At 59.4% G+C, this 20635-nt stretch carries 23 protein-coding genes; 16 read left to right on the plus strand and 7 right to left on the minus strand.

Features of this window, described 5'->3' with window-relative positions; translation table 11 throughout:
* Window positions 1–50 precede the first annotated feature (50 nt).
* The 3 genes from rho to hemE form a co-directional block, all read right to left on the minus strand.
* Window positions 51–1316, minus strand: coding sequence for a transcription termination factor Rho (gene rho, locus N2A41_RS22215; RefSeq protein WP_011654069.1), 1266 nt, complete (start codon window positions 1314–1316; stop codon window positions 51–53).
* A gap of 197 nt (window positions 1317–1513) precedes the next feature.
* The gene (gene hemJ / locus N2A41_RS22220; RefSeq protein WP_260109736.1) at window positions 1514–2050 is read right to left on the minus strand and encodes a protoporphyrinogen oxidase HemJ; all 537 of its coding nucleotides are present in this window, start codon (window positions 2048–2050) and stop codon (window positions 1514–1516) included.
* A gap of 2 nt (window positions 2051–2052) precedes the next feature.
* Complete coding sequence (gene hemE, locus N2A41_RS22225) at window positions 2053–3099, minus strand: uroporphyrinogen decarboxylase (protein ID WP_170279921.1); 1047 nt, start codon at window positions 3097–3099, stop codon at window positions 2053–2055.
* 401 nt (window positions 3100–3500) lie between these two features.
* Between hemE and N2A41_RS22230 the strand changes: the two genes are divergently transcribed.
* The 5 genes from N2A41_RS22230 to dnaQ are packed head-to-tail and all read left to right on the plus strand — an operon-like array spanning window position 3501 to window position 7131.
* Window positions 3501–4322 carry a pyruvate, water dikinase regulatory protein gene (locus tag N2A41_RS22230; RefSeq protein WP_011649834.1) on the plus strand — a complete coding sequence of 274 codons (822 nt, stop codon included), beginning with the start codon at window positions 3501–3503 and terminating at the stop codon, window positions 4320–4322.
* A 33-nt stretch (window positions 4323–4355) separates the two neighbouring features.
* Window positions 4356–4955: a Maf-like protein gene (locus tag N2A41_RS22235; RefSeq protein ID WP_260109737.1), complete on the plus strand. Its 600-nt coding sequence runs from the start codon at window positions 4356–4358 to the stop codon at window positions 4953–4955.
* On the plus strand, window positions 4948–5805 hold the full coding sequence (locus tag N2A41_RS22240) for a shikimate dehydrogenase (protein ID WP_260109738.1): 858 nt from the start codon (window positions 4948–4950) through the stop codon (window positions 5803–5805). The genes N2A41_RS22235 and N2A41_RS22240 overlap by 8 nt, the downstream gene beginning before the upstream one ends.
* Window positions 5805–6416 (plus strand): dephospho-CoA kinase, encoded by a 612-nt coding sequence (coaE, locus tag N2A41_RS22245; protein WP_260109739.1) that lies wholly within the window; start codon window positions 5805–5807, stop codon window positions 6414–6416. The genes N2A41_RS22240 and coaE overlap by 1 nt, the downstream gene beginning before the upstream one ends.
* Window positions 6409–7131 (plus strand): DNA polymerase III subunit epsilon, encoded by a 723-nt coding sequence (dnaQ, locus tag N2A41_RS22250; protein WP_017966005.1) that lies wholly within the window; start codon window positions 6409–6411, stop codon window positions 7129–7131. The genes coaE and dnaQ overlap by 8 nt, the downstream gene beginning before the upstream one ends.
* A 67-nt stretch (window positions 7132–7198) precedes the next feature.
* Here the strand turns inward: dnaQ and secB are convergent, their stop codons facing one another.
* Both secB and N2A41_RS22260 read right to left on the minus strand, forming a co-directional pair.
* The gene (secB, locus tag N2A41_RS22255) at window positions 7199–7681 is read right to left on the minus strand and encodes a protein-export chaperone SecB (protein WP_003544086.1); all 483 of its coding nucleotides are present in this window, start codon (window positions 7679–7681) and stop codon (window positions 7199–7201) included.
* A gap of 101 nt (window positions 7682–7782) precedes the next feature.
* A complete protein-coding gene (locus tag N2A41_RS22260) occupies window positions 7783–8289 on the minus strand; it encodes an FxsA family protein (protein ID WP_032985381.1) in 507 nt (168 codons plus the stop codon).
* 131 nt (window positions 8290–8420) lie between these two features.
* Here N2A41_RS22260 and N2A41_RS22265 point away from each other — a divergent pair, with 131 nt between their 5' ends.
* The 5 genes from N2A41_RS22265 to gyrB all read left to right on the plus strand — a co-directional run bounded on the left by N2A41_RS22265 (window position 8421) and on the right by gyrB (window position 13747).
* Window positions 8421–9125: a Tim44/TimA family putative adaptor protein gene (locus N2A41_RS22265; RefSeq protein ID WP_017966003.1), complete on the plus strand. Its 705-nt coding sequence runs from the start codon at window positions 8421–8423 to the stop codon at window positions 9123–9125.
* Entirely contained in the window at window positions 9118–10236 is a 1119-nt protein-coding gene (gene mltA / locus N2A41_RS22270; protein ID WP_260109740.1) for a murein transglycosylase A, read from the plus strand. Before N2A41_RS22265 ends, mltA begins: the two co-directional genes overlap by 8 nt.
* Window positions 10236–10802, plus strand: coding sequence for a Smr/MutS family protein (locus N2A41_RS22275; RefSeq protein WP_017966001.1), 567 nt, complete (start codon window positions 10236–10238; stop codon window positions 10800–10802). The genes mltA and N2A41_RS22275 overlap by 1 nt, the downstream gene beginning before the upstream one ends.
* Window positions 10799–11176, plus strand: a complete 378-nt coding sequence (locus N2A41_RS22280) for a helix-turn-helix domain-containing protein (protein ID WP_017966000.1) — start codon at window positions 10799–10801, stop codon at window positions 11174–11176. The genes N2A41_RS22275 and N2A41_RS22280 overlap by 4 nt, the downstream gene beginning before the upstream one ends.
* A 135-nt stretch (window positions 11177–11311) precedes the next feature.
* On the plus strand, window positions 11312–13747 hold the full coding sequence (gene gyrB / locus N2A41_RS22285; protein WP_026154339.1) for a DNA topoisomerase (ATP-hydrolyzing) subunit B: 2436 nt from the start codon (window positions 11312–11314) through the stop codon (window positions 13745–13747).
* Between the two features lie 66 nt (window positions 13748–13813).
* Here the strand turns inward: gyrB and N2A41_RS22290 are convergent, their stop codons facing one another.
* Entirely contained in the window at window positions 13814–14413 is a 600-nt protein-coding gene (locus N2A41_RS22290) for a nitroreductase family protein (protein ID WP_017965998.1), read from the minus strand.
* 45 nt (window positions 14414–14458) lie between these two features.
* Complete coding sequence (locus N2A41_RS22295) at window positions 14459–14743, minus strand: DUF2218 domain-containing protein (RefSeq protein WP_170279916.1); 285 nt, start codon at window positions 14741–14743, stop codon at window positions 14459–14461.
* Window positions 14744–14913: 170 nt separating this feature from the next.
* Between N2A41_RS22295 and N2A41_RS22300 the strand changes: the two genes are divergently transcribed.
* The 6 genes from N2A41_RS22300 (at window position 14914) to N2A41_RS22325 (ending at window position 20633) form a co-directional block, all read left to right on the plus strand.
* The gene (locus tag N2A41_RS22300) at window positions 14914–15873 is read left to right on the plus strand and encodes a glutathione S-transferase family protein (RefSeq protein ID WP_260109741.1); all 960 of its coding nucleotides are present in this window, start codon (window positions 14914–14916) and stop codon (window positions 15871–15873) included.
* Between the two features lie 143 nt (window positions 15874–16016).
* Window positions 16017–16859, plus strand: a complete 843-nt coding sequence (locus tag N2A41_RS22305) for a fumarylacetoacetate hydrolase family protein (protein ID WP_260109742.1) — start codon at window positions 16017–16019, stop codon at window positions 16857–16859.
* Window positions 16860–17063: 204 nt separating this feature from the next.
* Window positions 17064–18341 carry a polyhydroxyalkanoate depolymerase gene (locus N2A41_RS22310; protein ID WP_260109743.1) on the plus strand — a complete coding sequence of 426 codons (1278 nt, stop codon included), beginning with the start codon at window positions 17064–17066 and terminating at the stop codon, window positions 18339–18341.
* 145 nt (window positions 18342–18486) lie between these two features.
* Entirely contained in the window at window positions 18487–18921 is a 435-nt protein-coding gene (locus tag N2A41_RS22315) for a DUF2852 domain-containing protein (protein ID WP_017965993.1), read from the plus strand.
* Between the two features lie 106 nt (window positions 18922–19027).
* Window positions 19028–19786, plus strand: a complete 759-nt coding sequence (locus N2A41_RS22320) for a M48 family metallopeptidase (protein WP_260109744.1) — start codon at window positions 19028–19030, stop codon at window positions 19784–19786.
* Between the two features lie 178 nt (window positions 19787–19964).
* Window positions 19965–20633 carry a phosphoribosylanthranilate isomerase gene (locus tag N2A41_RS22325; RefSeq protein ID WP_170279911.1) on the plus strand — a complete coding sequence of 223 codons (669 nt, stop codon included), beginning with the start codon at window positions 19965–19967 and terminating at the stop codon, window positions 20631–20633.
* Window positions 20634–20635 lie beyond the last annotated feature (2 nt).

Raw genomic sequence — 20635 nt, forward strand, 5'->3', positions numbered from 1 at the left:
CGGCATCATCACAATGCCTCCAGCTCTTATGGGGTGAATCCGGCTAAGGATTACGTGTTCATCGAATCGAAGAAGTCGGAATTGTTCTTCGTCTGCTTCAGCTTGTCGATAAGGAATTCGATCGCGTCGGTCGTGCCCATCGGAGCAAGGATGCGGCGGAGCACGAAGATCTTCTGCAGATCCTGGCGCGGAACGAGAAGATCCTCCTTGCGCGTGCCGGACTTCAGGATGTCCATCGCCGGGAAGATGCGCTTGTCGGCGACCTTGCGGTCGAGGACGATTTCCGAGTTGCCGGTACCCTTGAACTCTTCGAAAATCACTTCGTCCATGCGGCTGCCGGTATCGATCAGCGCGGTTGCAATGATCGTCAAGGAGCCGCCTTCCTCGATGTTACGCGCCGCGCCGAAGAAGCGCTTCGGCCGCTGCAGAGCGTTGGCGTCCACACCACCGGTCAGGACCTTGCCTGACGAGGGAACGACCGTGTTATAGGCACGGCCCAGGCGCGTGATCGAATCGAGCAGGATGACAACGTCGCGGCCGTGTTCGACAAGGCGCTTGGCTTTCTCGATGACCATCTCGGCCACCTGCACGTGACGCACAGCCGGTTCATCGAAGGTCGAGGAGATAACCTCGCCGCGAACCGAGCGCTGCATGTCGGTCACTTCTTCCGGGCGTTCATCGATCAGCAGGACGATCAGATAGCACTCCGGATGGTTGGCGGTGATCGAATGCGCGATGTTCTGCAACAGCACGGTCTTACCGGTGCGCGGCGGCGCGACGATCAATCCACGCTGGCCCTTGCCGAGCGGCGCCACCAGGTCGATCACACGCGGCGACAGATCCTTGGTGGTGGGAATATCCAGTTCCATCTTGAAGCGCTCGTTCGGATAGAGCGGCGTCAGATTGTCGAAATGAACCTTGTGACGGATCTTTTCCGGATCGTCGAAATTGATGGTGTTGACTTTGAGCAGGGCGAAATAGCGCTCGCCTTCCTTCGGCCCGCGGATCGGGCCCTCGACGGTATCGCCGGTTTTCAGCGAGAAACGGCGGATCTGCGACGGGGAGATATAAATATCGTCCGGGCCCGGCAGGTAGTTTGCATTGGCCGAACGCAGGAAGCCGAAGCCGTCCTGCAGCACTTCGACGACGCCTTCGCCGATGATTTCGACATCCTGGCTGGCAAGCATCTTGAGGATCGCAAACATCAGCTCCTGCTTGCGCATCGTGCTTGCATTCTCGACCTCGAGCGATTCGGCAAATGCCAGCAGATCCGTCGGGGATTTACTCTTAAGTTCCTGAAGCTTCATTTCAGCCATGAAGTGACCAATACTCTTTTCAATTTCAAAGGGGAAAGGCGATGTTGGGTCGTATTCGGTACCGCGAAAGGGCTCGCAGACGACTGAACTCTACACACATGCCACGTAGATGAGATGCGCGGAAAATAGCGACTCGCAATCGCTGCCGCAAGAGGGCTGCTTAAAATGAAGCAAATTTAACCTGAGGACGATTTTCCTCAGAACGGCTTCACCACGACGAGGATGACGATCACGACCATCAGCACTGTCGGCGCTTCGTTCATGAACCGCCAATAGCGCGCGGAGCGGCGATTTTCATCCCGCTCGAACGCTCCGACGGCGCGGCTGAAGAACATATGAACACCGGTCAGCAACACGACGAGACCGATCTTGGCATGCAGCCAGCCGCCGTGGAATCCATAGGCTGACCAGGCGAGATAGAGGCCGAAAATCCACGTCAACATCATTGCCGGCGTCATGATGATTCGAAGTAGCCGACGCTCCATCACCTTGAAGGTTTCCGATTGCACCGAGCCGGGCTCCGCATCGGTGTGATAGATGAACAGCCGCGGCATATAGAACAGTCCGGCCATCCAGGAAATGACCGCGATGATGTGCAGCGCTTTGATCCAGAGGTAGAGATTATCGGGGTTCAACGCAAAAAGCCCGACCGCCATCAGCGCGAAGAAGGCCAGCGCAAAATGAGCCCGGCGCCTGGCGTAGGCGCCAGACCTCCGATCAGTCTGTTTTTCCATCGTCACGCCCCACCTCGCACGCGCCCGCCTCGCACCTGATCGACCAGCAGACGCACATGCTCGGGGTCAGCCTGCGGCGTAATGCCGTGACCGAGATTGAAGATCAGCGGTCCATTGCCGAGATGCTGCAATATATCGTCGATGCCCTCTTCCAGTGCCCGGCCGCCGGCAACGACGCGCATCGGATCGAGATTGCCCTGAACCGGTCCGTCTTTCTGAAGTTCGGCGGCAAAGGCCAGCGGGACCGACCAGTCGAGGCCGATCGCATCAGCACCCGTCTTCTGACGATAGGTTTTCAGCTGGTAGCCGGCGCCCCTGGCAAAAGCGATGATGCGAGCATGTGGCCGTTGCGATTTGACCGAAGCAATCATCCGCGCAACCGGCCTGATCGCAAAAGCTTCGAACTCCTTCTCGCCGAGAACGCCAGCCCAGGAATCGAAGATCTGCACGGCATCGGCGCCGGCATCGATCTGGGCGACCAGATAATCGGCCGATACGTCGGCAAGCAGCATCAGCAGATGCTCGAACGCGCGGGGATGCCTGTAGGCAAAGAGGCGCGCAGGAGCCTGATCCGGCGTGCCGTGCCCGGCAATCATGTAGGTCGCAACCGTCCAGGGCGCGCCGCAGAAGCCGAGCAGCGTCGTATCGACTGGCAACTCCTCCCGCAGCCGCCGCACCGTCTCCAGAACCGGCCTGAGATAATCGACAACCTCTTCGCCATTCAATCTGCCGATCCCGGCTTCATCGATCGGATCCATCTCCGGGCCATGGCCCTCGGTGAACCGGACATTCCGTTTCATTGCATCGGGAATGACCAGGATATCGGAAAACAGTATGGCCGCATCAAAGCCATAGCGGCGGATCGGCTGCAATGTCACTTCGACGGCGTGCTCAGGCGTGTAGCAGAGATCGAGAAAACTCCCTGCCTTTGCCCGAGTCTCCCGATATTCCGGGAGATAACGTCCTGCCTGTCTCATCAGCCAGAGAGGAGGAGGGGAGAGGCTCTCGCCACTCAAAACCCTCATGATCTTTCGGCGCGTATCGCTCAAGCGCTTCTTCCCTATAAAAAATCAAAGATATTTTAAAAGGTTTCTATTTCTTAGAGTCGGTGACTATCAAGGATTAAAATCCATCCACTGCCGTCGCCATTTGTCGCGCGCCTGCAAAACAACATCGGAAAGATTTGTCCTTCTCGACCGAATCTCGGGGAGAAGCCAAATCTGAAAGTGATTCCAAATCCTTCCGGGTCGGCAATTTTTCCTGTAGCTGTGGATAGGCTGTGGACCGGCTTTCGAGAAATAGATCTCTTCCCCATCGTCCACAGGGCCAATCAAAACCGACCCGCAAAATCCGAAATGTGGATAAGGAGGCATGTTTTCCCTTGCCGGAGACTGCCTCGCCGCCGTAGCTCTGTTTCATCCAGTCTTTTCAACAGGCAGCGGAAAATAGCGTGGAGAACAGAACGAACTTCTTCCATCTGCATCTGATTTCTGACTCAACGGGAGAGACTCTGATCTCGGCCGGGCGCGCCGCGTCGGCGCAATTCAGATCAGCGCAGCCGATCGAACATGTCTATCCGTTGATCCGCAATCGCAAGCAGCTGCTGCCGGTTCTGCAGGCGATCGATGACGCCCCTGGCATCGTGCTCTACACCATTGTCGACCGGGAGCTTGCAAGCCTGATCGATGAGCGTTGCATCGAGATGGGCGTCGCCTCGGTGAATGTGCTGGAGCCGGTGATGAATGCCTTCCAGATCTATCTCGGCGCTCCGTCGCGCCGTCGGGTTGGGGCCCAGCATGTGATGAATGCCGGCTACTTCGCGCGCATCGAAGCGCTGAATTTCACCATGGATCACGACGACGGCCAGATGCCCGACGATTACAACGACGCCGATGTCGTGATCATCGGCATCAGCCGCACGTCGAAAACACCGACCAGCATTTACCTCGCCAACCGAGGCATCAAGACGGCGAACATTCCGATCGTCTATGGTGTGCCATTGCCGGAGAGCCTCTTCGTCGCGAGCAAACCGCTGATCGTCTGCCTGATCGCCACCACCGACCGTATTTCCCAGGTGCGGGAAAATCGTGTGCTCGGCGTGACGCAGGGCTTCGATCGCGAACATTATACCGACCGTGCCGCGATTTCTGAGGAGTTGAAATATGCCCGCTCGCTTTGCGCCCGCCATAACTGGCCGCTGATCGACGTCACCCGCCGCTCAATCGAGGAAACGGCCGCGGCAATCGTTGCCCTGCGGCCGAAGCTGCGCTAAGCGCTGACGGAAAGCCGGCACTCCGAGGAACCCATGACGCCGAAACTCATCCTTGCATCGTCGAGTCCCTTTCGCCGGATGCTGATGGAAAATGCCGGTCTGGCCTTCGAGGCACATGCCGCAAGGATCGATGAACGGGCCGTCGAAGCGCCGCTGGAAAAAGCCGGCGCTAAGCCTGACGCCGTGGCCCTCGTCCTGGCCAGGGCCAAGGCCGAGGAAGTCAGCAGTCGTTTTCCGGATACCCTGGTCATCGGTTCGGATCAAACGATGTCGCTCGGCGACAGCGTCTTCCATAAGCCGAAGGACCTGGCCGACGCGGCCAATCATCTTCAAGCCCTTTCGGGCGTAAGCCACCGGTTGAACAGTGCCGTCGCCATCGTCAGCAATAGCGTGGTCTTGTGGGAACATCTCGCCCATGCCGAGCTGACGATGCGGCCGCTGACGGCGGAATTCATCGCCAGACATCTGGCCCGGGTTGGCGAACGGGCGCTTTCCAGCGTCGGCGCCTATCAATTGGAGGGGGAGGGCATCCAGCTTTTCGAAGAGATCCGGGGTGATTATTTCACCATTCTCGGCCTGCCGATGCTGCCGCTCCTAAAAAAACTGCGAGAACTGGGAGCGATCGATGGGTGATTCACGTGAAACATTCGGGCCGAAAGCATTTGTCACGGGCTTTCCCATCAAGCATTCGCGCTCGCCATTGATCCACGGATATTGGCTGAAGACGCTCGGCCTGCCAGGCAGTTATCGCGCTCATGAAGTGGCACCCGAGGCCTTTCCCGATTTCATTCACTCGTTGAAGGATGGCAGTTCCGGCTTTACCGGAGGTAATGTCACCATTCCCCACAAGGAATTGGCGTTCCGGCTCGCCGACAAGCCGGATGCGCTATCGCGAGAACTCGGTGCCTCGAATACGCTCTGGCTGGAGGATGGCGCCCTGCATGCGACGAATACCGACGGTCGCGGCTTCATCGCCAATCTCGACGAACGCCATCCGGGCTGGGACCGCCATGACACGGCTGTCGTCTTCGGTGCCGGCGGCGCCAGCCGGGCGATCATCCAGGCGGTCCGTGATCGCGGTTTTAAGGAGATCCAGGTCGTCAATCGCACCGTCGAACGCGCGCACGAACTCGCGGATCGTTTTGGCCCGCGTGTTCGGGCCCATCCGGCCGGTGCGCTTGCCGAAGTGATGAAAGGCGCCGGCCTCTTCATCAATACCACCTCGCTCGGCATGGACGGCGAGGCGGCGCCGCAACTCGATTTCTCGCCTCTTGCAGCCGATGCCGTCGTCACCGATATCGTTTATGTGCCGTTGAAGACGCCGATCCTGGCACAGGCGGAAGAGCAAGGATTTCCAATCGTCGATGGTCTCGGCATGCTCTTGCACCAGGCCGTGCCCGGATTCGAGAAATGGTTCGGCCAGCGTCCCATCGTCGACGCGGCGCTACGCGCGCTCATCATCGCGGATATGGAAGCGCACTGATGCTGAAGATTGGTCTCACCGGCTCCATCGGAATGGGAAAATCGACGGCGGCAAAGCTCTTTGCCGATGCAGGAATCCCGGCGAATGATTCGGATGCCGTGGTCCATGATCTCTATGCCGGCGAAGCTGCACCCCTGGTGAATGCTGTCTTCCCCGGCACGATGAAGGATGGAGCAGTCGACCGGCATGAACTCGGCCGCCAGCTCGCTCTTGATCCTGCCGGCTTCAAACGCCTGGAAGCGATCGTCCACCCGCTGGTTCGCAAACGCGAGACGGAATTTCTGGAGCGGCAACGCGCCGCCGGCGCCGACATGGTATTGCTCGATATTCCATTACTTTTCGAAACCGGCGCCGAGGCAAGAGTGGATGTAATCGTCGTCGTCAGCACTGATCCACAGATTCAGCGCCAAAGGGTGCTTGCGCGCGAAGACATGACCGAGGAAAAATTCGAGATGATTCTCTCCCGCCAGACGCCGGACGCCGAAAAACGGCGGCGGTCCGATTATCTGGTCGATACCAGTCACAGTATCGCGACGACGAGGGAACGAGTGCTTGAAATCGTCGCCGACCTGAAAACGCGGATTGCCAAGGGAGATTTCCGGAATGCGTGAGATCATCTTCGATACGGAAACAACCGGCCTCGACAACCGCGCCGACCGCATCATCGAAATCGGCGGCATCGAACTCTTCAATCATTTCCCCACAGGCAATACGATCCATATCTTCATCAATCCTGGAGATCAGAAAGTTCATCCGGATGCGCTCGCCGTGCACGGCATCACCGATGAATTCCTGAAGGACAAGCAGCCTTTCGCCGACGTGGCCGAACAAATCCTCACCTTCTTCGGCGATGCGAAGTGGATCGCCCACAACGCCACCTTCGATATGGGCTTCATCAACGCGGAACTCGCGCGGATCGGTTTGCCGCCGATCCTGCCGGAACGGGTGCTCGATACCCTGTCGATGGCGCGGCGCAAACATCCGATGGGGCCAAATTCGCTGGATGCGCTTTGCCGGCGCTACGGCATCGATAATTCGCACCGCACCAAACACGGCGCGCTGCTCGACTCCGAACTGCTTGCCGAAGTTTATATCGAGATGATCGGCGGCAGACAGGCAGCCCTCGGCCTCGGCATGGTCGGCAAATCCAACCGGGCAGATCGCGGTGACATGGCGATGGAAGACGATGTGGTAATTGCCGCCGTGCTTGAGCGGCCCCGGCCGCTCGCCCCGCGCCTCAGCCAAACCGAGGAGCAGGCGCATGAGGCGCTCGTCGCCAAGCTCGGTGAAAAAAGCATCTGGGCGAAATACGCCAACCTCGATTAAGCCGGCCCTCAATTGAAAATGCCCGGGACCAGCCCGGGCATCCGCATTTCAGCCAGGAAGGATCCGGTCAGTTCGGAACGGCCTGAACCTTGGCGCGGGCCTGTTCTTCGGCAACGCGCTGAGCGAACATCTGTGTGAAGTCGATCGGGTCGATCATCAGCGGCGGGAAACCGCCGTTGCGGGTGACGTCGGCGATGATCTGACGAGCGAAGGGGAAGAGCATCCGCGGGCACTCGATGAAGAGAACCGGCAGCATGTGTTCCTGCGGGAAACCGGCAACGCGGAAAACGCCGCCATAGGTGAGTTCGGCATGGAAAACCGTCTTGTCGCCGTCCTTGGCTTCGGCATTCAGCGACAGCACGACATCGAAATCCGTATCGGAAAGCGGGTTGGCGTTGACGTTCACATTGATGTTGATCGTCGGCGCCTTGTCGCGGGCCTGCAGCGAACGCGGCGCACCCGGATTTTCGAAGGACAGATCCTTGGTATATTGCGCAAGGATCGAAAGGGTGGGGTTGGCCGCACCGTTGCTGTTGTTATCGTCTGCCATTGGCTTTTCCTCGAGGGGCATGGGAATGGTGCCGCCATCTAACATTTCAGGGAAGGGCTTACAACCCTGGGCGATTGGCGCGGTTGATCAGCCGCAGTGCCTCAGTCGCCGATATGCTTGCCGGACCACGGCGAGTTGCGATCCGGCTCCCTATGATAGTCCTCCTCGTCGAGATCGACCACCTTCGAGTTCGGCTTGCGGTCGCGGAAATCGGGCTGCGGGCCAGAGGAAGAGCCGCCCTTGGCATTAACGACGACGAAGCGTTTGGCGATCGCCCGCCAGACGAGATCGCGCACCGGCGGAATGAGAATGAGGATCGCGATGATATCTGTGAGGAAGCCGGGAATGATCAGGAGCAGCGAGGCAATGACGTTCATCGCCGGCCGCAGCAGGTCGCGGCCCGGCATCACCCCATTTCGTCCTTCGCTCGACATTTGGCGCAAAATGCCAATGCCCTGCCGGCGCAGCAGAACCACGCCGAGAGCGAAACCCAGCATGACGAGCGCGAGCGTCAGCCACAATCCGATCGCCCGGCCGACGACGACGAAACCGGCAATTTCGGCGAGCGGCAACAGCAGAATGAAAGCTGGCAGGATCGAAAAACGCATGTCGGTCATGTCCCGGGCTCACCGGTCTCCTCTTGGCGCCGGCGAAGATGCCAGCCATCATTTGAATCATCTGTATAGGCAGACTATATGGGAGTACAAATCAGAGATGTTAACGGCGGCTGCGATACGATATGAGTTCGAACGACTTCATCACATTGTTTTTCCTGGTGGCGGCTGTGCTGATTTTCTTTCAGCTCCGCTCCGTGCTCGGACGCCGCACAGGAAATGAGAAGCCGCCGCGCGATCTCTATACGCCGCGGGATGCGGCTCCGGCCGAAGCCGCCGATGCCGGCAAGGTCGTGACGCTGCCGCGTCGCGATGCGACGACGGAGGATGAGGATCGCTTCGCTGCCATCGATGCTATCGCCGCACCCGGAACGCCGCTTAACGAATCGCTACGCGCGCTGAACAAGGCTGATCCCGCCTTCAGCCCGAAGGAGTTTCTGAACGGCGCCCGCATGGCTTACGAGATGATCGTCATGGCCTATGCCGATGGCGACCGGAAAACGCTGAAGAACTTGCTGTCGCGCGAAGTCTATGACGGCTTCGATGCGGCGATTGGCGAGCGCGATGCCCGGGGCGAGAAGGTGAAGTCCACCTTCGTCGGCATCGATAAGGCCGAAATCACCCATGCGGAGACGAAGGGCAGCGAAGCGCAGATCACCGTGCGCATCGTCAGCCAGCTGATATCGGCCACCTACGACAAGACGGATGTGCTGATTGAAGGCGACGCCGAAAACGTCGCCGAGGTCAACGACCTCTGGACTTTTGCCCGCGACACCCGCTCGCGCGATCCGAACTGGAAACTCGTGGCGACCGAATCGGAACATGAGTGACCACGCATTGGACTTCGTCCTGCAGGCCATAAGCTTCGACACTCTGGAAGGCTGGAAGGATGACGATCCCTCCGGCCTTTTTGAAGTCATGCGAAGCTGCCGACGGCAGATCACCGATGTCAAACCATACCGCACCGGATCGCTGGGCCTGAGTTCGGAAGACCTGCTTCCGCTTCTCGCTGCCGCCGAAGATTTCACGCCGTCATCTCCGGCGTCGGCGCGAAGTTTTTTCGAGACGCATTGTCGGCCCTTTCTGATCCGCCGCAAGGACGGCAATTCCGGCTTCGTCACCGCTTTCTACGAACCCGATATCGACGTGTCGGAGCGGCCGGACGAAATTTTCCGTTTTCCTTTCTATCGGCGTCCGGACGATCTGATCGATCTCGACGATGCCAATCGCCCCGCCGAGCTCGACAAGGCCTACGCTTTCGGCCGTCTGCATGAGGGCCACGTCACTGCTTATCCGGACCGCCGCGCCATCGATCAGGGGTTTCTCGAAGGCCGTGGCCTCGAAATCGCCTGGGCGAAGTCGAAGGTCGATGTCTTCTTCGTGCATGTGCAAGGTGCCGCCCGCTTGCGTTATGAGGATGGTCGTATCGGCCGCATCACCTATGCGGCGAAAGCCGGCCATCCCTTCTCGGCGATCGGCAAGCTGCTGATCGAGCGCGGCGAGATCGATCGGGCGGAGATTTCGATGCAGGCGATCCGTGCCTGGCTGGCGCGCAATCCCGAGCGCGTCGACGAAGTGTTATGGCATAACCACTCTTATGTTTTCTTCCGTGATGCGCCGGTGGCCGATCCGCAGGCAGGTCCGATCGCGGCCGCCAAGGTGCCGCTTCTCGCCGGGCGCGCGCTTGCTGTCGACCGAATGATCCATACCTTCGGCTTTCCCTTTTTCATTCGCGCCGAAAGCCTCACCCATCTCGACCAAGGCCGGCCGTTCCGCCGGCTGATGCTGGCGCTCGATACCGGCTCGGCGATCGTCGGGCCGGCGCGGGGTGATATCTTCACCGGCTCGGGGGACATGGCCGGGGAACGTGCCGGCACCGTCCGCAACGACGCCGATTTCGCCATTCTCATTCCCAATGCCGCCGCCGGAAGATTCGACTGATGGCCAGGGATCGCAAGCTGAGCGCGGATGAGAGGATCCTCTGGGGAAAGGTCGCCCGCAGCACGCGGCCGATGCCCGGCAAGGCGGGGGCGTTGACCGAACTCGATGCCTTTCTTGCCGAAGCCGAAGCGGCGGCCGAACGGGAACAAGAAAAGCAGACGCCCGCCACGCCAACACCGCTGCAGCCGCCAGCACCGTCGACGGCCAAGCCATCGGCCCGGGTACATCATCCGCTGGAAAAACCGGTCAAGCGTAAAATCGCCAAGGGCCGGCTGGCGCTCGAAGCGCGGATCGACCTGCACGGGCTGGTGCAGAGTGAGGCCCATGCCATCCTTCTCGATTTCCTGATCCGCGCCCATGAGCGCGGCATGCGACATGTGCTGGTCATTACGGGCAAGGGCAGCTCAATGGGCAGCGAGGGCGCGCTGAAGCGGGCCGTGCCTCTCTGGTTTTCCAAGCCGGAATTCCGCTACCTGATCTCCTCCTATGAGCCGGCCGCACAGCATCATGGCGGTGAGGGAGCGCTCTACATTCGCCTGTCGCGGCGGCATGGGGAAAGACCATGACACCCTTCGGAGAGGCGGTTCGCAGGCTGAGAGCGCGCAAGGGCGTCTCGCAGAAGGAGATGGCGGAAGCCCTGAATGTCTCTCCTGCCTATCTCTCGGCGCTCGAACATGGAAAGCGTGGGCTGCCGACATTCGATCTGCTGCAGCGCATCGCCGGTTATTTCAACATCATCTGGGATGAGGCCGAGGAACTATTCCTGCTCGCCCGTTCTTCGGACCCGCGCGTCGTGATCGACACCTCCGGCCTGCCCCCCGAATATACCGAATTTGCCAACCGGTTGGCGCGCCGAATCCGCAGCCTTGACAGCGCCGAGATAGGCCGGCTATCGGCTCTTCTCGAAAATAGCGGCAAAGGCGACGGAAAAGCGTCGTAATCCCCTGTTTTATGCCTTGTTTTGGGGGGTTGCCATTGGGAAGTGGGTTCAAAAAACCTATATACGAGAGTGAAGAAAGCCGGTGATTCGCAAGGCGCGCCGCAGCTTTACGACAACAGGGAAAATCTCGACAGAATGAGCGATACATCCGCGACGGAAAACGGCGTAAGCACCGAATATGGCGCAGATTCCATCAAGGTTCTGAAGGGCCTCGATGCCGTGCGCAAACGCCCCGGCATGTATATCGGCGATACCGACGATGGCTCCGGCCTGCATCACATGGTCTATGAAGTCGTCGACAACGCGATCGACGAAGCGCTTGCCGGCCATGCCGACATCGTCACCGTTACCCTCAATCCGGATGGCTCGGTGACCGTCACCGACAATGGACGCGGCATCCCGACGGACATTCACACCGGCGAAGGCGTGTCGGCGGCCGAAGTCATCATGACTCAGCTTCATGCCGGCGGTAAGTTCGATCAGAATTCTTACAAGGTTTCGGGCGGCCTGCACGGCGTCGGTGTCTCCGTCGTCAACGCGCTGTCCGTCTGGTTGAAGCTGAAGATCCGCCGTCACGACAAGATCCATGAAATGAGCTTCACCCATGGCGTGGCCGATGCTCCGCTGAAGGTCACGGGCGACGCGCCGAATGAGACCGGCACGGAAGTGAGCTTCATGCCGAGCACCGACACCTTCACCATGACCGAGTTCGACTACGGCACGCTGGAGCATCGCCTTCGCGAGCTCGCCTTCCTGAATTCAGGCGTCCGCATCCTGCTGACCGACAAGCGCCACTCCGATATCAAGCAGGAAGAACTGCGTTATGACGGTGGCCTCGAGGCTTTCGTCGCTTATCTGGACCGCGCCAAGAAGTCGCTCGTCGACAAGCCGGTTGCCATCCACGGCGAAAAGGACGGCATCACCGTCGAAGTCGCGATGTGGTGGAATGACAGCTATCATGAGAACGTGCTCTGCTTCACCAACAACATCCCCCAGCGCGACGGCGGCACGCATATGGCCGGCTTCCGCGCGGCGCTGACGCGCCAGGTCGTTTCCTACGCCGACAGTTCCGGCATCACCAAAAGGGAAAAGGTAACGCTGCAGGGCGAAGATTGCCGCGAAGGCCTGACCGCGGTTCTGTCGGTCAAGGTGCCGGATCCGAAATTCTCCTCGCAGACCAAGGATAAGCTCGTCTCCTCGGAAGTCCGTCCTGTCGTTGAAAGTCTCGTCAACGAGGCGCTGAACACCTGGTTCGAAGAACATCCGAGCGAAGCCAAAATCCTCGTCGGCAAGGTCGTCGAGGCCGCCGCCGCACGCGAAGCGGCCCGCAAGGCCCGCGAGTTGACCCGCCGCAAGGGCGCACTCGATATCGCTTCGCTGCCGGGCAAGCTCGCCGACTGCTCCGAGCGTGATCCGACAAAATCCGAAGTCTTCCTCGTCGAGGGCGATTCTGCCGGCGGCTCGGCCAAGCAGGGCCGCTCGCGCGAGAACCAGGCGATCCTGCCGCTGCGCGGCAAGATCCTGAACGTCGAACGCGCCCGTTTCGACAAGATGCTGTCGAGTCAGGAAATCGGCACATTGATCACCGCGCTCGGCACCGGGATCGGCAAGGACGAGTTCAACGTCGAAAAGCTGCGCTACCACAAGATCATCATCATGACGGACGCCGATGTCGACGGCGCCCATATTCGCACCCTGCTGCTCACCTTCTTCTTCCGCCAGATGCCGCAACTGATCGAGCGCGGTCATCTCTATATCGCCCAGCCGCCGCTCTATAAGGTCTCGCGCGGCAAGTCGGTGCAGTATCTGAAGGATGAGAAGGCGCTCGAAGAATATCTCATCAGCCAGGGTCTGGAAGATGCGTCGCTGAGGCTCGGTAGCGGTGAAGTTCGCGCCGGCCAGGATCTGCGCGAGGTCATCCTCGATGCTTTGCGCATGCGCGCGCTGCTCGACAATCTCCATTCGCGCTATAATCGTTCCGCCGTCGAACAAGCGGCGATTGCCGGCGCCCTCAACGCCGAGCTCGCCAGCGATCCGGGGAGAGCGCTGGCGCTGGCAAACGAAGTCGCAGGGCGCCTCGACATCATCGCCGAGGAAACAGAGCGCGGCTGGCAGGGCGATGTGACGACCGATGGCGGTCTGCGCCTGGAGCGCATGGTCCGCGGCGTCAGGGAGATCGTCGTGCTCGACATGGCGCTGATCGGTTCCTCGGATGCCCGCCACATCGACCAGTTGACGGCGCGCCTCAAGGAGATCTATCAGACGCCGCCGTCGCTGCATCGCCGCGAGGGCGACGTCGAAATCTCTGGCCCCCGCGCCCTGCTCGACGCGATCTTCGCAAGCGGCCGCAAGGGCCTCACCATGCAGCGCTACAAGGGCCTTGGCGAGATGAATGCAGAGCAGCTCTGGGAAACGACGCTCGATCCGAACGTGCGCTCGCTGCTGCAGGTCAGGGTCAACGACGCCACCGACGCCGATGGTCTCTTCGCCCGCCTGATGGGGGACGAAGTCGAGCCGCGGCGCGAATTCATCCAGGACAATGCCCTAAGCGTCGCAAACCTCGATATCTAACTGATTTGTCGAAAGTAAAGCCCCGCCGTCCGTGGAGGGCGGGGCTTTCGTTCGCCTGGCTACGGCTCAATTCGCAACGAAGCGCCCGTTGAAGGCGACCTCTGAGAGCGGCTTGCGCTGGCTGGGGAATTCGCGCGCCTGATTGCGTTCGGAAAGAACGCTCTTGTCGGCCAGACGACCGACCGCAACGCCAGCTTCGACGCGGTAACCCTCCGGAATATTGAAAGCCTGCCTGATCTCCTCATGCTTGATGCCGCCCATGCCATGGGCATAAAAACCGGAAAGGCGCGCCTGCAGCGCCAAGTACCCCCAGGCCGCACCGGCATCGAAGGAATGGGTGTAGCTCGGCTTTTCCTCAGCCGAGCCGGCAGCTCCGGTGAAGGCACGCGACACGACGAAAATCAGCGCCGATGCGTTTTTTGCCCATTCCTGATTGGCGTCGACGAGCAACGCGACGAATTTCTCCCAATGCTCCGAGCCCTTGAGGGCATAGACGAAGCGCCAGGGCTGCTGGTTGGAAGAGGACGGCGCCCAATGGGCGGCGTCGAGCAGGCTGAGCAGCTGTGCTTCCTCGATGATTTCGCCGGTGAAGGCGCGCGGCGACCAGCGATCGAGAAACATCGGATCGATCGGATAGTCGGATTCGCGGTTATTGCTCTTCGTCATGCTTGTTCCACGGTTCGGGACAGAAAGTTTGGATTGGCGATGGGCTTAGTCCGTCCAGACGATGTCGAGTTCTTCGCGGAAGGCGAAGCGCTTCAGATGATTGTCGATGACATCCTGCATCCTTTCCCGTTGCGAGGGATCGGCGACGGAAAGTGTCATGGTCAGCGTCGCCTCGTCGGCCGCAAAGGTCACCTCGGCGGTATCGCTGAACGGCACCCGGCCCTTCAGAGGATCGAATTCGACGCTGAACTTGTGGCTCCAGTGTTTGCAGAGCTGCTGCAGGTAGCGGCTTGCATGTTCGGTCGGCACCACGGCCCTCGAGAGATGCATTTCGAACTCCACGTCATTTTGTATAGCAGAGACATATTTCCTGCTTCACCGGCTTGGCAAGCGCAGCATCGTTGCAGTTGGGGTGTACAGACTGTCTTCAAAAACGCGGCCTCACGCCGGCGTCGAAGCAGGGTAATGAACCATTTAGTCGATCGATCGGGGAGTTGCGCATGCTGGTGAACGGAAAGTGGACGGAAGACTGGCAGCCCGTTCAGGCAAAGGACGAAAAGGGCGGCTTCGTCCGCCAGACGTCGAGTTTCCGCAATTGGGTGACCCCGGATGGCAGCGCCGGGCCGACCGGCGAAGCCGGCTTTGCAGCCAGCGCCGGCCGTTACCATCTCTATGTCGCCTATATCTGCCCCTGGGCCTCGCGCACGCTGATCGGCCGCAAGCTCAAGGGCCTGGCAGACGTCATCTCCGTCTCGGTTGTCGAACCGCTGCTGAGCAAGCAGGGCTGGCGCTTTGGTGATTATCCCGGCGCGACGGAGGATCACGTCAACGGCGTAACCTATATGCATGAAATCTATACCAGGGCAGCACCCGATTTCACCGGCCGGGCCACCGTGCCGGTTCTCTGGGACAAGCAGAGAAAGACCATCGTCAACAATGAATCCGCCGATATTCTGCGTATGTTGAACAGCGGCTTCGGCGGTCTGGCAAAAAATCCGATCGATCTTTACCCGGCGGAGAGGCGCGCCGAGATCGATGCTTTCAACGATCGCATCTATCCTGATCTCAACAACGGCGTCTACCGTGCCGGTTTCGCCACCACGCAGATCGCCTACGAAGAAGCCTTTGCCGATGTGTTTTCCTGCCTCGACTGGATCGAGCAGCAGTTCGAGGGCCGGTTTTTTCTTTTCGCCGACCATCCCACCGAGAGCGATATCCGGCTTTTTGTAACGCTGGTCCGCTTCGACGTTGCCTATCACGGCATCTTCAAATGCAATCTGCGCCGGCTTTCCGATTATGCCAATCTGCGCGCCTTCTGCCGTCGCATGCTGGATTGGCCGGGCATCGGTGAAACGGTGAACCTCAATCACATCAAGCGCGGCTACTATTCGATCGAAAGCCTCAACCCGACGAAGATCATTCCTGTCGGCCCCGATCTGGCGGAAATTTTTAGAGTGTAATGCCGACAGGTACGGGCGATTTTCGGCAGAAAATCATCCGAATCGCCGAAAAGCCGTACCGCTTCGCGGTAAAGCCGTAATGACACCGATGAATAATTCGTTCATAGGTGGCTGCAAAGCCGTTTTCGATGAGGAGGAATTCCATGAAGCTGATGCGTGTTGGCGAAGCGGGCAGTGAAAAACCCGCACTTCTCGATGCCGATGGCAAGATCCGTGATCTCTCCGGTCATGTCGCCGATATCGGCGGTGAAGTGATCACACCGGCAGGCCTTGCAAAGATAGCGGCGATCGATCCGAAGAGCCTTCCGGAAATCGCACCCGGCCGCATTGGCGCCTGCGTCGCGGGCACTGGCAAATTCATCTGCATCGGCTTGAATTATTCGGATCATGCTGCCGAAACCGGCGCGACCGTGCCGCCCGAGCCGATCATCTTCATGAAAGCAACATCCGCAATCGTCGGGCCGAACGACAATGTCGTCATTCCCCGCGGTTCGGAAAAGACCGATTGGGAAGTCGAACTCGGCGTCGTCATCGGCAAAATTGCCAAATATGTGACGGAAGCCGAAGCGCTGGATTATGTCGCCGGTTATTGCGTCTCCAACGACGTTTCCGAGCGCGCTTTCCAGACCGAGCGGTCCGGTCAATGGACCAAGGGCAAATCCTGCGACACCTTTGGCCCGATCGGCCCCTGGCTCGTAACCAAGGATGAAATTCCGCAACCGCAGAACCTCGGCATGTGGCTGACGGTCAACGGCCAGAAGATGCAGAACGGCTCATCGAAGACGATGGTTTACGGGGTTGCCTTCCTCGTCTCCTACCTCAGCCAGTTCATGTCGCTGCATCCCGGCGACGTGATCTCGACCGGTACGCCTCCGGGCGTCGGCATGGGCCTCAAGCCGCCGCGCTATCTCAAGAACGGCGACGTGGTCGAACTCGAAATCGAAGGTCTCGGCACGCAGAAACAGACTTTTGTAGCGGATCGTTAACGACGCTTCCTGTTGAGAAACTTAAGTTTTCAGGTCGATTGTGATGCCGGAGATCAATTCTCCGGCATTTCTTGTGTATGTCTGGTTCGCCAATGTTGCTGTGCAACAAAAACCTGTTAGGCTGCGCGACGTGCCCGCGTTACGAAAAGGTCCGATGCCTCTCAATCGGTGTCATCTTTTCGATAGAGAAAGGTGGCGCCTTCCATGTTTTATCAGCTTTATGAATTGAACCATGCCGCCATGGCGCCGTTTCGCGCCGCGGCCGATATCATGCGATTTGCCTATGCCAATCCGCTGAACCCCTTCTCCCACACGCCATTCGGCCGGACGATGGCTGCAAGCCTCGAAATGTTCGAACGCACGACGCGCCGCTACGGCAAACCGGAATTCGGTCTGAAGCAGACGACGATCGGTGAAAAGACGGTTTCCGTCCGCGAAGAAGTCGTCTGGTCGCGACCCTTCTGCAATCTCCTGCATTTCGCCCGCCGTGTTCCAGCTGCCCGCGGCAATGATCCGCGCATTCTGATCGTCGCGCCGATGTCCGGCCACTATGCCACGCTGCTGCGCGGCACGGTCGAGGCACTGCTGCCGAGCGCCGATATCTACATCACCGACTGGATCGACGCCCGCATGGTACCGATGACGGAAGGCACATTCGATTTCGATGATTATGTCGACTACGTCATCGAGATGCTGCATTTCCTCGGTCACGACACGCATGTCATCGCCGTCTGTCAGCCTTCCGTTCCGGTGCTGGCAGCTGCTGCGGTGATGGAGGAAGCCAGGGATCCGCTTTCGCCGGCGTCGATGACGCTGATGGGCGGCCCGATCGACACGCGCATCAACCCGACAGCGGTCAACAAGCTCGCCCAGGAGCGGTCGCTGCAGTGGTTCTCCGACAATGTCATCATGAACGTGCCCTGGCCGCAGCCGGGCTTCATGCGCCCGGTCTATCCAGGGTTTCTGCAGCTTTCGGGCTTCATGTCGATGAACCTTGATCGCCACCTCGTTGCGCACAAGGAATTCTTCATGCATCTCGTGAAGAACGACGGCGAGCCGGAAAGACATCGCGATTTCTACGACGAATATCTCGCCGTCATGGATCTGACCGCCGAATTCTATCTGCAGACGGTGGAGGAGGTCTTCATCAAGCATTCGCTGCCGAAGGGCGAACTGATGCATCGCGGCAAACGCGTCGATCCCGCGGCAATTCGCAATGTGGCGCTGCTGACCGTCGAAGGTGAGAATGACGATATCTCAGGGGTCGGCCAGACAATGGCGGCGCAGACCATCTGCGTGAACATTCCCGAAGACATGCGCATGCATTATCTTCAGCCGGATGTCGGCCATTATGGTGTTTTCAACGGCTCGCGTTTCCGCCGCGAGATCGCGCCGCGCATCATCGATTTCGTCCGCCAGCATTCCCGTTCTGCCGTCAAGCCTCCGCTCCCGCGTGTCATCAAGGGTGGCCGGGCAGGCTGAATCAGGGATAGCTGAATTAGCAAAACGGATTCAAGGCCTTGTCCGATTTCGCGGGCAATCGTCTTGAAGGCGGTTATTGCGGTAACCACATCGATTTCAGCGTTCGGTATCCTGCCGGGCGCGGAAAGCGAGGGATACCCGCACGATGAACCAGTCAGCATTGCTTCGACCGGATTGGACTCCGGCTACCATTGCCCTGATGATTCTCGGCTTCATGGTTTTCTGGCCTCTGGGTCTTGCCATGCTTGCCTATATCATCTTCGGCGACCGTCTGCGCGGCTTCAAGCGTGACGTCAACCAGGCGACCGATGGCTTCTTTGCCTCCTGCCGCCGCCCGCATGGCCGTCACCGCCCGCATTTTTCGACCGGCAACGTCGCCTTTGACGACTGGCGCAAGGCCGAACTCGACCGGATCGAGGAAGAGCGCCGCAAGCTTGACGAAATGCGCGAGGAATTCGACTCCTATCTGCGCGAACTCCGCCGCGCCAAGGATCAGGAAGAGTTCGACCGCTTCATGCGCGACCGCAGAAACGCCAAGCGCGACGACAACGGCCCGGTCGCTGAATACCAGACACCGTAAACGCCTGAACGACGAATTGATGACCGGCATCTCCCGATGCCGGTTTTTCCATGACTGCCCTTTCGCGATCATTTAGATTTGCCGGCGAATCATATAGAAAACACACATGTTCTCGCTTCTGAAAACAAGGTCGAAGGCGCGAAAGCCGGCTCCCCCCCAAATGCGGACGCTCGACGTCGCCGGCCGGCTCATGCCGCTGACGATCAAGCAGCATGACCGGGCGACACGCATCACGCTGCGCATCGAACCGGGTGGCCGCGCCTTGAAGATGACGGTTCCGAAAGGCCTTGCGGCGCGTGAGGTCAATGCCTTCCTCGATCGTCATCAGGGGTGGCTGCTCACCAAGCTTGCCAGGTTTTCGACCGATGCCGGCCTGCGTGACGGCGGCGAGATCCTCCTTCGCGGCGTTTCCCATCGCATCCAGCATAGCGGCAGCTTGCGCGGGCTGACGGAGGCGGTTTCCATAGACGGCAGGCCGGTGCTGCGCGTCAGCGGCATGCCGGAACATGTCGGACGGCGCATTGCGGCCTTTCTCAAGAAAGAGGCGCGTGCCGACCTAGCAAGATTGGCGACGATGCATGCCGCAACGATCCGGGCGCCGATCCGCTCGATCTCGATGAAGGATACCCGCAGCCGCTGGGGCTCGTGTTCGTCGGAGGGAAATCTGAGCTTTTCCTGGCGTATCGTCATGGCGCCGCCTTCGGTGATCGATTATCTCGCTGCCCATGAGGTCGCCCACCTCAAGGAAATGAACCACGGTCCGCGCTTCTGGGCGCTCTGTGGCAAACTTTGCCCGGGCATGGACGAGGCGAAATCCTGGCTCAAGCGGCATGGCAGCCAGTTGCATGCCATTGATTTCGACTAGCGCATAACCCCGAAAATCGGAATCGATCTTTCGGAAAGGATTATGCGCAGACTTAAAGTGCCAGAGCGTCCTTAGAGCGTCCGTTGGACGCGCGGCGCTCCAGCTGAGAGCCGCGCTAAATTCAATGTCCGTCGCAAATTGGCTCGACTCTTTCCGCATTTCGTGTCACTTCGCTGCCATGAGACCGGATATCAAGATCTGTGGCTTGAAGACGCCTGAGGCTGTCGATCGCGCGCTGAAGCGCGGCGCGACCCATATCGGTTTTATCTTCTTCGAAAAGAGCCCACGCTACATCGAGCCGGACCTGGCGGCAAAACTGGCCGAACCGGCGCGTGGCAAGGCCAAGATCGTCGCCGTCGTCGTCGATCCGACCAATGACGAACTCGATGAGATCGTATCATTGTTGAAGCCGGATATGCTCCAGCTTCACGGCAATGAGAGCCCCGAACATGTGCTGACCATAAAGGCGCTCTATGGTCTGCCTGTGATGAAGGCTTTTTCGGTACGCACGGCAGACGACCTGAAGCGCGTCGAGGCCTATATCGGCATCGCCGACCGTTTCCTCTTCGACGCCAAAGCGCCGAAGGGTTCGGAACTGCCCGGCGGTAACGGTATTTCCTTCGATTGGAGCCTTCTCAGCTGGCTTGACGGCAGCGTCGACTACATGCTTTCCGGCGGGCTGAACAAGGACAATGTCGCAGAAGCGCTTTTCGTCACCAAGGCACCGGGTATCGACGTCTCCTCGGGAGTCGAAACTGCACCTGGCGTGAAGAGCGTCGCGAAGATCGATGAATTTTTTGACGCGGTCGAAAAGGCGAATGCGCCTGTCATGGCCTCAGGGAGTTGAGA

It is taken from the genome of Rhizobium sp. SRDI969 (assembly GCF_025152725.1).
Taxonomy (GTDB): domain Bacteria; phylum Pseudomonadota; class Alphaproteobacteria; order Rhizobiales; family Rhizobiaceae; genus Rhizobium; species Rhizobium leguminosarum_I.